This is a genomic window from Sphingobium fuliginis, from assembly GCF_015074805.1.
Taxonomy (GTDB): Bacteria; Pseudomonadota; Alphaproteobacteria; order Sphingomonadales; family Sphingomonadaceae; genus Sphingobium; species Sphingobium fuliginis.
The window spans coordinates 2,879,283-2,890,480 of the sequence record NZ_CP060035.1 but is presented as its reverse complement, the minus strand read 5'-3'; the positions used below and the strand labels follow the sequence as shown (position 1 = coordinate 2,890,480).

13 protein-coding genes and 1 pseudogene are annotated in these 11,198 nt (G+C 62.7%); 6 read left to right on the top strand and 8 right to left on the bottom strand.

The annotated features are described in order from the left end of the window. The first annotated feature begins 52 nt into the window (after positions 1-52). Positions 53-808 carry a DUF2889 domain-containing protein gene (locus H5V43_RS14025; protein WP_025547944.1) on the top strand — a complete coding sequence of 252 codons (756 nt, stop codon included), beginning with the start codon at positions 53-55 and terminating at the stop codon, positions 806-808. Between the two features lie 13 nt (positions 809-821). On the opposite strand, the gene H5V43_RS14020 is transcribed toward H5V43_RS14025, so the two are convergent. Together H5V43_RS14020 and H5V43_RS23860 are read right to left on the bottom strand one after the other, a co-directional pair. Further along, positions 822-1,028 (bottom strand): phage integrase central domain-containing protein, encoded by a 207-nt coding sequence (locus H5V43_RS14020; RefSeq protein ID WP_158230011.1) that lies wholly within the window; start codon positions 1,026-1,028, stop codon positions 822-824. A gap of 50 nt (positions 1,029-1,078) precedes the next feature. Further along, a pseudogene (locus H5V43_RS23860) lies at positions 1,079-1,195 on the bottom strand (Arm DNA-binding domain-containing protein); the annotation flags it as partial. A 300-nt stretch (positions 1,196-1,495) separates the two neighbouring features. Here H5V43_RS23860 and H5V43_RS14015 point away from each other — a divergent pair. Continuing rightward, a complete protein-coding gene (locus H5V43_RS14015; protein WP_244968627.1) occupies positions 1,496-2,755 on the top strand; it encodes a tyrosine-type recombinase/integrase in 1,260 nt (419 codons plus the stop codon). Here the strand turns inward: H5V43_RS14015 and H5V43_RS14010 are convergent. The 3 genes from H5V43_RS14010 to H5V43_RS14000 form a co-directional block, all read right to left on the bottom strand. Further along, complete coding sequence (locus H5V43_RS14010) at positions 2,730-2,924, bottom strand: helix-turn-helix domain-containing protein (protein WP_025547948.1); 195 nt, start codon at positions 2,922-2,924, stop codon at positions 2,730-2,732. The genes H5V43_RS14015 and H5V43_RS14010 overlap by 26 nt on opposite strands. Beyond that, positions 2,921-3,136: a helix-turn-helix transcriptional regulator gene (locus tag H5V43_RS14005; protein ID WP_025547950.1), complete on the bottom strand. Its 216-nt coding sequence runs from the start codon at positions 3,134-3,136 to the stop codon at positions 2,921-2,923. The genes H5V43_RS14010 and H5V43_RS14005 overlap by 4 nt, the downstream gene beginning before the upstream one ends. Positions 3,137-3,652: 516 nt before the next feature. Then, complete coding sequence (locus H5V43_RS14000; protein WP_037481805.1) at positions 3,653-3,841, bottom strand: hypothetical protein; 189 nt, start codon at positions 3,839-3,841, stop codon at positions 3,653-3,655. 216 nt (positions 3,842-4,057) lie between these two features. Here H5V43_RS14000 and H5V43_RS13995 point away from each other — a divergent pair, with 216 nt between their 5' ends. Continuing rightward, a complete protein-coding gene (locus H5V43_RS13995) occupies positions 4,058-4,672 on the top strand; it encodes a hypothetical protein (protein ID WP_193666702.1) in 615 nt (204 codons plus the stop codon). After that, positions 4,669-6,183: a HEPN domain-containing protein gene (locus H5V43_RS13990; RefSeq protein WP_025547952.1), complete on the top strand. Its 1,515-nt coding sequence runs from the start codon at positions 4,669-4,671 to the stop codon at positions 6,181-6,183. The genes H5V43_RS13995 and H5V43_RS13990 overlap by 4 nt, the downstream gene beginning before the upstream one ends. Here H5V43_RS13990 and H5V43_RS23485 read toward each other — a convergent pair. Together H5V43_RS23485 and traD are read right to left on the bottom strand one after the other, a co-directional pair. After that, positions 6,180-6,395, bottom strand: a complete 216-nt coding sequence (locus H5V43_RS23485; RefSeq protein WP_025547953.1) for a conjugal transfer protein TraD — start codon at positions 6,393-6,395, stop codon at positions 6,180-6,182. The genes H5V43_RS13990 and H5V43_RS23485 overlap by 4 nt on opposite strands. A 37-nt stretch (positions 6,396-6,432) precedes the next feature. Then, entirely contained in the window at positions 6,433-6,738 is a 306-nt protein-coding gene (traD, locus tag H5V43_RS13980) for a conjugal transfer protein TraD (protein ID WP_025547954.1), read from the bottom strand. Between the two features lie 173 nt (positions 6,739-6,911). On the opposite strand from traD, the gene traA reads away from it, so the two are divergent. Then, positions 6,912-9,926, top strand: a complete 3,015-nt coding sequence (traA, locus tag H5V43_RS13975; RefSeq protein ID WP_025547956.1) for a Ti-type conjugative transfer relaxase TraA — start codon at positions 6,912-6,914, stop codon at positions 9,924-9,926. 17 nt (positions 9,927-9,943) lie between these two features. After that, on the top strand, positions 9,944-10,696 hold the full coding sequence (locus H5V43_RS13970) for a DUF6118 family protein (protein ID WP_025547958.1): 753 nt from the start codon (positions 9,944-9,946) through the stop codon (positions 10,694-10,696). A 117-nt stretch (positions 10,697-10,813) separates the two neighbouring features. Here H5V43_RS13970 and H5V43_RS13965 read toward each other — a convergent pair whose 3' ends face one another. Further along, positions 10,814-11,014, bottom strand: coding sequence for a hypothetical protein (locus H5V43_RS13965; RefSeq protein ID WP_040261233.1), 201 nt, complete (start codon positions 11,012-11,014; stop codon positions 10,814-10,816). Positions 11,015-11,198: the final 184 nt, after the last annotated feature.

Here is an 11,198-nt window from a genome sequence, read left to right as displayed (position 1 = left end):
GCTGCAAGCCGCATGAACGTCGCAACCATGTCGGCAGGTTCGCGCCCTTGTCATGAGACCTAAGCAACTCAACTTTCCACTCAATCCCGATTACGGGACCGGCGCCACCATTCGCCGCGTATCCCTGCGCGCGCAATCCCATCGGGTCGACGCGCATCTCCTCGACAATTTTCACGAGATGCGCTGTTCCATCGTGCACGACTGCTCGATCGTGACCGCCATTACCGGCGAAAGCGTCCGCATTCCCACCACGGCATGCCCTGCCGCAGTCCACCAGCTTCAGTCCTTGGTGGGCCTGCCGATCAGCACGCCAATCCGCGACTTTTACGCCGGGGGGATTGCACGCCATCATTGCACCCACCTTCTGGACTTGGCGGTCATGGCCATTGGCCATGCTCCAAGACCATCGACGGAGATACTCTATGAAGCGGAGGTCCCTGACGAACTCGAATTGCCTGTCCCCATGACGATCTGGCGAAATGGTCGGCTGGTCTGTCGCTGGCTCGTCCGGCAGGGCGCGATCCTAGAGCCGCTGGAGCTTCGGGGAAGGCCATTGGGAACCGGCTTTGCCGCATGGGCCAGTCTGGTTTTCGAGCAGGATCAACTTGAAGCCGCCACCATCCTGGCGCGTACCTGGCTCATAGCCATCGGTCGGCGCTACCGCCCCTCACAAGCTGCGGGTCGCCCTGCCCGCGACAATCCGGAGATGCTCGGACGATGTTACGCCTACAGCACCGGACCAGTGGAAACCGCGGTCATGACCGGAGAGAAGGAGGCTCATCTGCACCGTCTCCAGCGTGAAGCATAGGCACTTTTGATATTCAGGAACCATGGTCGCGACGGCGTAGCGGAAGATGCGCCCAAGAAGGGTCCGCATAGGACGCGCTTTCGTAGCGGCTCGTTGCATCGATGGAGCGCAGGACGGCCACGACCTCCTGCGCCGTGATTTTGGCGACCGGTCTGTTGCCGATCTTGGGATAGGCCTTGTCGAGCAGCCAGGGGATCTTGCTCGGTGCGATCTCGGCCATGCCCCGAAAGCGAGCGTCCGACCCTTTGCGAGATAGCGATAATTGAGGCGCCAAAGCTCCGCGCCGTTGGTCCGCACGAGAAGATAGAGACCGCCGCCGTCCGACAGCTTTAAGTCCTTGGCCTGCGGTTTGGTGTTGGCTGCGTCGGTCGCGAACAAGGTGCTCATCGGGGTGTGTCGTCCTTGCAAAGGACGGAGAACGATACCCTCGAATATACCCCCATTGTGCCCGATTGGTGCCGTATTCGCCCGGATGTCGTCGGACGCTTATAGCACAAAATTTGGCGGATTTTAGCCATTTCCGGGACGTTCCCGGACGCCCCCGGAAGAACAAATGGTGCCCAGAAGAGGTGTAGAACTTTTGTCTCAGGCAATTCCGGGACGTCCCTAACTACACTGTAAGATCAGAGATTTGCCTTGTAGAGTGTTCGCGGTCGGTCGCACCGGTTTGCCTGAAATCCCACTGAAATGTGGGAACAATTGTGGGATCATCTTGGGCAAGGACTCGAACCGATGGCACTTACTGCATTGAAGGTGAAGAACGCAAAGCCCGGTCGCCATGTCGATGGCCGGGGCTTGTGTCTTCTGGTGAAGCCGAGCGGCGCGCGGACATGGCTGCTGCGGATGCAGAAGGACGGCAGGCGGCGCGACTACGGACTAGGATCGGCACTGGACGTATCACTTGCCGAAGCTCGCGATGCTGCGGCGGCGCTACGCCGTCAGGTCCGGGAAGGAGCCGATCCGGTGGCAGAGCGGCGTAGGGCGCGTAAGGTAATACCGAGCTTCGAGACGGCCGCGCGTGACTGCTACGAGACGTTGAAGGAAGGATGGAAAAACCGGCGTTATGCCAACTGGATTTCCAGTTTTGAGAATCATGTCTTCCCGCTGATTGGCCCCCGGCGGGTGGATCAAGTAGATAGCGCTGTTGTAGTCGAGGTGCTGTCGCCTATCTGGCTTGAAATCCCTGAAACGGCGCGTCGCATATTGCAGCGCGTGGGGGCCGTGCTGGACTTCGCCCACATCAAGGGATGGCTGCCCGACGAGGTATCGTTGCGCTCCGTCCGCAAGGGGCTTCCGCGCCAAACCGGTAAGAGCGAGCATTTGGAAGCCATGCCCTATGCCGATGTTCCGGCGCTCATGCAGAAGCTGGCAGCAGCTTCGCCCACGACCGGGCGCGACGCCCTGCGCTTCACGATCTACAACGCGGTGAGGTCGAACGAGACGCGCTTTGCCGTCTGGACCGAGATTGATTTGGACAAGGCCATCTGGACCATTCCGGGCGAGCGCATGAAGGCTGGCGAAACCCATGTCGTGCCGCTGTCCGCGCCCGCCGTGGCGCTGCTGCGCAAGCGGTGGATCGAACGCACCAGTGACACCGGCCTTGTGTTCTCCAATGACGGCGAAAAGGCCATCAGCGACATGACCATGACCAAGTTGCTGCGCGATGACGGCATCAAGGGCGTGACCGTCCACGGCTTCCGCTCCGCCTTTACCGACTGGTCATCGGAACGGACGCGCTTCCCCAAGGAGGTTGCCGACAAGGCACTGGCGCACAAGCTGCCCAACAAGGTGGAAGCGGCCTATCGCCGCACCGACTTTTTCGACAAGCGGCGCAGCCTCATGGCGCGTTGGGCCGAATTTCTCGACCGGACGGAGACGCAAAACGGCAAGGGCAAGGACGCCGCCTCAACGTCCTCCGAGCCTACAGCGCTCCGCGTTGCCGCCTGACCAGATCGTGAAGGCTGGCGGTGGTGATACGGGTAGCCTTGCCGAGCTTCACCGTTTCGACCTCGCCAGCCGCGATCAGTTCATAGAGCTTGGTGCGGCCGACGCCGATCATGCGCGCCGCGTCGTTGACGCGGACGCAGATCGGCTCGGATGGTAGGGGCGTCGTCATTGGATAGGACTCCCCGCCTGTTCCTCGCGATAGCCGACAGGATCGGCGATCCAGCGATCGACGGCGGATTGCCGCCAGCCCGCGCCATGGACGCTGATCCTGATCTGAGCGGGAAATGTCCCGTCCGCGATCTTGCGATAGAGGGTCGAACGCGAAAGCCCGGTGCGGGCCAACACGGTGTTCAGGCGGATGATGCGATCATTGCTGTTCATGGGGGCAGTCTCTTCATATCATGTCGATGCAGGCGCCCCCGGTCACGAGCATTGGATGCCTCTCCGTCCCGGACAAGAGCGTTCCGGGCGCGGGGGCAGTCACGTTTTGAGATGCCGGGTAGACGCTGGCGGCAATGGGCGGTCAGCGGCGGTAGAGGGCGGATAATGGCGTAGGGTCTTCACGCATGACGAGCAGCGAAGATTTTTTCCCAGCTTGTGCCAGAAATCCGCACGCGCGCGCTCATGACCGTCCGTTTCGGACGACCATATGTGGGCGTCAAGCCGAGTCGTTCATCGGGATACTCCTTTTTCAGGACCATCGCCGGGCGTCATGAAGCAAGACCATAATGCTTGATCGCGGGCCATATATTGTCAAGACGTTCGCTGCGGTATCGGCCTATTCCTGCCTGTGTCGATGGCGGCGTCTCGCCGCAGGACTGGACTGTCCGAAAATCACCGTTGGAATGTGAAAGTGTCCGGCAGCGTCATCGCACGAGGTTTTCGTCAGCGGCGAGGTCAATCCTTGGTCGGCTGGGAATCCTCGCGGCGCTGCAATTCATTCTCGACCGCCTCCCGGATGAACAGGGCAATCCTGCGGTTGCCGACAAGCGACTCAATACGGCGAAGCGTGTCAGTAGATAGCCTGATCGTCGTCGGCTTCATTCCAAGTGGCGGGCGTCCCATCGCCCTGTCGCTATCGGGCACGATAACAATCTCCAAGCCAAACCCATTGACGCCACCGTTTATTTACATATACGCCATCGTTTATTGATTAAACGATGGCGTATATCACCGCAACGGCCTTCCTTGCCGAAGGCTGTTGGGCAACCCGGCATCGCGAATCATGCGGGAGTGCCGGGACCGTTCCGTATCCGCCCGTCATGCCCGCCTCGCCGCGATGGATGCGGAACGGAGGTGCCCATGACTGTATCTCAATCCCGCCGCGCCCTGCTGCGCGGAATGACGATCGCGCCTTTCACGGCATCGGCCATCACTTCGCCCTGGGCGAAGGCGCTGGCGCCGCTTCACCAACGCTATGAGGACGAACCCGCGACGATTGCGCGCACGAAAGAAGGGCGAAGCATCAGCCGCTTCCGCTATCACAATGCGGAACGGCGCTGGTCGCTGGCAGAAGTCGTTCCTTTCCACGAAAGCCGATTTTCCAACCCAGCCCTGCATTACGCAGGCTTCGTCTGCCAGCAGGCGCTATGCGCCTATTTGCTGGACGTAGGCTTTGCCGATGAATGGAACGCCCAGCACATCAAGCAGGATATCGCCAAGGCGCTGGCCTACGCCAATGCGTGCGGCTTCGGCCATGACTGCCCGGACATGGCGCGGCTGGCCGTGGTTCTCTCGCCCTACTGGAAGTGGGGCTATCATTATGACGATTGGGAGGAAGACCGGCCCCAGACGGGCGGGTTCATCCCTGCTACGATCAAGCCCCTTGTGCGCGCCTTGGTGGATCGCGTGCATGACGTGACCGGCCATCCGCGCCCGAAGGGTTGTCGGCTTCGCGCACAGGAGGCGCGGTCATGATGTTGCGCACCGACGCCGATCATCTGCCCACCTCAATCCGGGATGAGCTTCTTCACGTCACCACGATCCTGTTCGAAACGTTCGAGGAGACGACCAAGGGCCGATGCTCCGAACATTTCCGGGCAGGCCGCATCCTCACCCTGATCCTGCATGGTCCACATGCCGAGAAGGATTGGGCGGAGGTTGCACCGGGAGAAGCGTTCCGCCTGCTGGCCATCGTCAACTATTCCCGCCTTGCCCGCAGCGAACGCGACTGGCGGCTGGTGCGCGACCGGCTCCGCCGTGCATGGGAGCATGGCGAGATCGCCCATCCGGTGCGGCTGTCCGTGGAAAACCTTGAGCGGATGAACGGCGCTCTTATCGAGGGCAATCCCTATTTCGTCACGATCGCCGAACAGGGCATCGCGCTCTACCACATGGAAGGCTTGCGGCTGCAAGAGCCGCGCCGTCTTCCGGCGCGGGAACGGGCTATCCGGGGTGTTGCGGAGTTCATCCGGTGGCATAAGCGCGGAACGGATTTTCTGGCGGGCGCGGCTTTCTATCGAAAGCGGGGCGATGCGCCGATGGCGGCACTGATGCTGCATCAGGCGTGCGAGCATTTCTACCTGTCCGTGTTGCGCTCGATCAGCCTGCACGCTCCGCGCACCCATGCGCTGGATGAACTGCGCGAGGCGGCGGAAGCGTTGGACCCGCACCTGTGTTCGGCATGGCCGCGAGACAGCCGGTTCGAGCGTCGCGCGTTCGGCTGCATTCGCCGTGCTTACGTCGAGGCCCGCTATGGGCGAACCTACCGCATTTCGGGCGAGGAACTGGCGTGGGCGTTCGCGCGGGTGGAGATACTGGCGGAACGCGCGGCATGCGCCGTCGCGGATCATCAGGCGTCGCTTGCCGCAAGCCTGCCAGAGCCGATGCTTCCACCACCAGCAGAGCCGACGAACACCATATCCCTTTTCCGGCCTGCTCACCGCGCCAACATGTTGCAACGGACATGGCGGATCGTGCGACGTGCTGCCCCATCACGGAGCCGCTGGAATCCGCTCATTCCGGCTCGCCATTTCTGGCGATCGAACGGATTCAAACGCTGGATTGACCATCTGCCCTTGGCGATGGTCGGCATGTGCCTTTTCATGGCTGGCGCAGAGGCAACGCTATGGCGGATGAAGTCCGCGCAGGCCGTCCGTTCCAAACCCGCAGACCTTTCCGCCGTGCTGGACTTCGACGTGCGCGCGGACACCGTGCTCGGCGCGGTCATGGACGTTGCGCAGAGGGCTGGCTACCGGGTCAAGGCCAATGATGACATTTGGGCGGTGCGGTGGACAGGTGCCTATCGCGCGAAGGCGACCACCTTCGACGCGCTGGCGGACATTCTTTATGGCTCCGGTCTCTGTCCTGCGATCCGGGAGGGCGTCATCACCGTGCGTTATTGCGACAAGAGCCGCCCGCCCATCGTGGCGACGGTCGAGTATCAAGCGGAGCCGGACGGCAGCGTGCGGTTGTCTGTCCCGCGCTAACCGCCGTCCTGTTCCGCCTCAAAGGCCCGCTTTCCTCTGCGTTGCCACAAGGCGAGCGCGGTTTTTCCCTCATCGCCCCGTAGTCTCTCTGCGACGGCGAGGAACGCACCATAGAGCGTGGCGCGATCATCGTCGGTCAGATCGACCAGTCCTGCCTTAACGACTAGCCCGCCCAACTCGATCAGGTGGCGTGTTCTTTCCCGCCGCTTCATGACCCATTCCCTTGTGTCGGTTCGTGCCTTGGCTGCCTCAACGCGGTGCCGCGCCGCCTTGGAGCGGTAGAGCGCCTTCCGGCTGTTGGTCAGGTCGCGGCGCAGGCTGACGTGCCTTGCCCTGAAAGAAGGCCGCGCCCGCCTTGCGCCAGCCCTCCTTCGTGGCGGTATCATTCATGGCGGCGGCACCGAGCAGCGCCCCGGCCAAGAGTTCAGCGTCGAGCGCATCGGCCCCGGTTGCCGTGACCAGTTCGCCAAGCTGGCGCACGCGCCGCTCCTTGATCGCTTTCGCCTTGTCGGCGAGCGCTTTCAGTTCCGAATCGAAGTCTTTGGGCTTACGCATCGTAAAGTCTCCATTGAGTGATGATGCGCCCATGATAGAAGAAGGCAGGCGGTGGCGCAGTAGAGTCGCTGGGACGGGATGACACCGCCTAGTCCCTGCTCGGATTTTATTCGAGGAGGGCGCGCTTATACGTCGTGCCGACGTGCGCTAAGAGTAGTAAATGGACGATCGTTATGGCGATCTACCATTTCTCCGTTCAGGTCATTGGCCGCGCGCAAGGGCGCAGCGCCGTCGCGGCGGCGGCCTATCGTGCGGCCGAGCGGCTGCACGATGATCGCCTCGACCGCGACCATGACTTCACGAACAAGGCGGGCGTCGTCCATTCGGAAATCCTCCTGCCCGAAGGCGCGCCCGAACGCTTCTCCGATCGCGCGACCCTGTGGAACGAGGTCGAGGCAACCGAGAAGCGCAAGGACGCGCAGCTTGCGCGCGAAGTCGAGTTCGCCATTCCGCGCGAGATGACGCAGGCACAGGGCGTCGCGCTTGCACAGGATTTCGTGCGCGCCGAATTTGTCGATCGCGGCATGATCGCGGATTTGAATGTGCATTGGGACATCGGCGCGGACACGCTGGCGAAGCCGCACGCCCATGTCATGCTCACCATGCGCGAAGTCGGCGAGGAAGGTTTCGGCGCAAAGGTTCGCGACTGGAACCGCACCGAACTTGTCGAGCAATGGCGTGAGCGCTGGGCCGATCATGTCAACGCGCGGCTTGCCGAACTGGATATTGATGCCCGCATCGATCACCGATCTTTAGAAGCGCAGGGCATCGACCTTGAGCCGCAAGACAAGATCGGCCCCGCCGCATCGCGCATGGGGACACGCGGCCTTGAGTCGGAGCGGATCGAGGATCACCGCGCCGTCGCCGAGCGGAACGGTGAACGTATCATCGCCGATCCTTCCGTGGCGCTCAATGCGATCACCCATCATCAGGCGACGTTCACCAATCGCGACCTTGCGATGTTCGTCCACCGGCACAGCGACGGCAAGGAGCAATATGACCGGGCGATGAGCGCCGTTCGCGCTTCGCCTGACTTGATCGCCTTGGGCAGGGACGGGCGCGGCGACGATCGCTTTACGTCGCGCGACATGATCGAAGCCGAGCAGCGGTTGCAACGTGCTTCGGAATTGATGGCGGAACGCGAACGGCATCGCACGGACGAGAAGGCGCGTGAGGCGGCGTTGACCAGCGCGGAGGGGCGCGGATTGTTGCTGTCGGGCGAGCAGCGATCGGCGTTCGAGCATGTGACCGGCGATCGGGATTTGAGCATCGTCGTAGGCTATGCCGGGACCGGCAAGAGCGCGATGCTGGGCGTCGCGCGGGAGGCGTGGGAGCGGTCAGGCTTCGAGGTGCGCGGCGTGGCGCTGTCGGGCATCGCGGCGGAGGGGCTGGAGAATGGTTCCGGCATCGCCTCGCGCACCATCGCCAGCATGGAATATGGCTGGGCGCAGGGACGCGACCTTCTGACCGCGCGCGACGTGCTGGTGATCGATGAGGCGGGCATGGTTGGCACGCGCCAGATGGAGCGCGTGCTTTCTCATGCCGAAGCAGCGGGCGCGAAGGTCGTGCTTGTCGGCGACGCCGAGCAGTTGCAGGCGATCGAGGCGGGCGCGGCGTTCCGGGCGCTCCATGAACGGCATGGCGGCGTCGAGATCACCGAAATCCGCCGCCAGCATGAGGGATGGCAGAAGGACGCCACCCGCCATCTGGCGACCGGCAGGACCGGCGAGGCGATCCGGGCCTATGCAGATCGCGGCATGGTCCACGCCGCCGAAACCCGCGAACAGGCGCGCGTTGACCTGATCGACCGTTGGGATGCGGCGCGGCAGGCCGAACCCGACAAGACGCGGATGATCTTCACCCACACCAATGACGAGGTGCGGAACCTCAACGAGATGGCGCGCGACAAGCGCCGCGAGGCGGGCGAACTGGGCGACGATGCCCGCGTGAAGACCGCCAACGGCGACCGCGACTTTGCATCCGGGGATCGCGTCATGTTCCGGCGCAACGAACGCAGCCTTGAGGTCAAGAACGGCACGCTGGGGACCATCGAACGGGTCAACGAGCAGAGCATGACCGTGCGGACCGATGATGGGCGCTCCGTGTCGTTCGACCTCAAGGATTATCGCGACCTCGACCATGGCTATGCCGCCACGATCCACAAGACGCAGGCCGTCAGCGTCGATCGCACCCATGCGCTGGCCACGCCGGGGATGGATCGGCACGGAACCTATGTCGTCCTCACGCGCCACCGGGAAGGCGTGGACTTCCATTATGGGCGGGACGATTTCAAGGACGAGTCCCGGCTCGTCCGCACCCTGTCCCGCGAGCGTGCCAAGGACATGGCGAGCGACTACGAGCGCCGCGATCCGACCCAGCAGTTCGCGGAACGGCGCGGCATCAGCTTCGGCGAGCGTGTAGCCGAGATCGTCAGGCCCGTGGTGGAGAAGGCGCGCGGGATCTTCGACGGGCTGCGCCTCTCGCTGCCCGGTCAGGATCGCGTGCCATCGCCCGCACCCGAACCCGGACGCGGCATGTTCGATGGTCTCGACCTTGGCCGCTTCGCTTCCGCGCCTGTTCACGATCCAGCCCGCCAGCAGCAGCGCGAGCATGACCCGCAGCCGATGCGCGCAGGCGGCTTGCGCGGTGCAGTCGAGCGCTACGCCAAGGCGCTGGACGCGATCCGGCAGACGCGCGCGCAGGGCATCGACCCTATGCCCCACCAGCGCGAGGCGCTGGACAAGGCACGCGACGCTCTCGACGCGATCCGGCCCGAAGGCTCGACCGATTTGAACAGCGCGTTCCGGGCTGGCCCGGAACTGATCCGCGAAGCGGCAGAGGGGCGCGGCCATGAGGCCTTGCGCGCGATGCAGGCGGAGGCGGAAATCCGCATCGATCCCTTCCAGCGCGCCGACAGGTTCGTAGAAGGCTGGCAGCAGTTGCAGCGCCAGCATCAGGAACTTGTGCGCGACGGTAATTTCCGGGCCGCGAAGACCACAGCGCAGCACATGGCCGACATGGCGAAAAGCCTTGAGCGCGACGCCCAGCTCGAATCCGTGCTGGGGCTACGCAGCCGCGAGCTTGGCCTTGAGATCGGTCAGGACATGGGCCGCAGCATCGGCCGCGATCTCACCGCTTCCATCCCCTTCGATCATGGCCGCGACATGAGCCGCGGCATTGAACGCTAGAACAAGGAGAACAGCATATGGACGACCAATCCCTGTCGAACGAGCCTGAATCCCAGCCGCCGACCGGCACGGCGGCGGAGGCGTTCGCGCACCTGGCGGCGCGCGTGGAGGCGATGGAGCAGAGGCTTGACGGCCGTTTGGCGGTGATCGCCCGCGCCCTTGAGCATATCGCCGTCGAGAAGCAGAGCATCGAGGTTCCCGACTACAACCCGACGCTGGGCAAGATCAACGCCGCCTTGGCCGAGTTCGCCAAGCACATGAAGGCTTTTTCGCAGTCCGAAGCGCTCAACATGACCCCGGAGAGCATGGCGGAACGGATCATAATGGCCGCAGAAGCGGCGCGGGACACGGACAAGGCGTCCATCAAACAGGCGCAGGCGCTTCTGCGCGAAGCCCATGCCGATCAGATGCGGGCCATCGGTGCTGTCCGCACCAAGGACAGGCAACGCCGGCACTTGGTCTATACCGGCATAGGCACGGCGCTGACCGTCTCTCTCCTCTGGCTGGCCTATCCGGGATGGGCGGTCAGCCTTGCACCCAAAAGCTGGCAATGGCCTGAGCGGGTCGCGACGCGCACGATGGGGGAGCCGTCGCTATGGGAAGCGGGCATTCGTCTAATGCGCGCCGGGAATCCGGACGGCTGGCAGGCCATCGTGGACGCCGCCGATATGAGGCAGGCAAACCGCGACGCCATAGTCGCGTGCGAGAGGACGGCGGAAAAGGTCAAGGAGCCGGTGCGATGCACAATCAGAATAGGACGGCCACGTTAGTCTTGGCCACTAGTAAGTAAGCCGGGCAATCAACGGTTTCTAGCTACGATTCTGATCGCGCGATCATCAGGCGACAAGCAACCATCCTCTGTCCCCAGCGCGTCGAGAAGGTATCCGTCACATCAAACCACGATCCATCGTCGCCTTGGCCATGATACTGACCCATGCAGGAGCACTGGCACTCATGGCCTGTCGCATTCCGGCATTGGTGAGCGCATATTTCCTGTTCGCGATATGGCTGAACGACATATAGCTTGCCGTACTTTGCAAGCGCACGATTAACGAAATCGTCAAACCAAGCTTTTGGAAATTTCCCAATATTTATTCTTTATAGACCAAGTCGGGATGGCGCGTCGATCGTTCTGAAGCCAACTTCGGTTGTCGGTAGAATAGGGTAGACGCACGCGGAGCATCTGGCCTTTGCCGGTACGACGAAGGATTACTGGAATTTCTTTTTGTTGCCGCCAGACATGTTCAATCGTCAATTTATCCATGTCGCCCC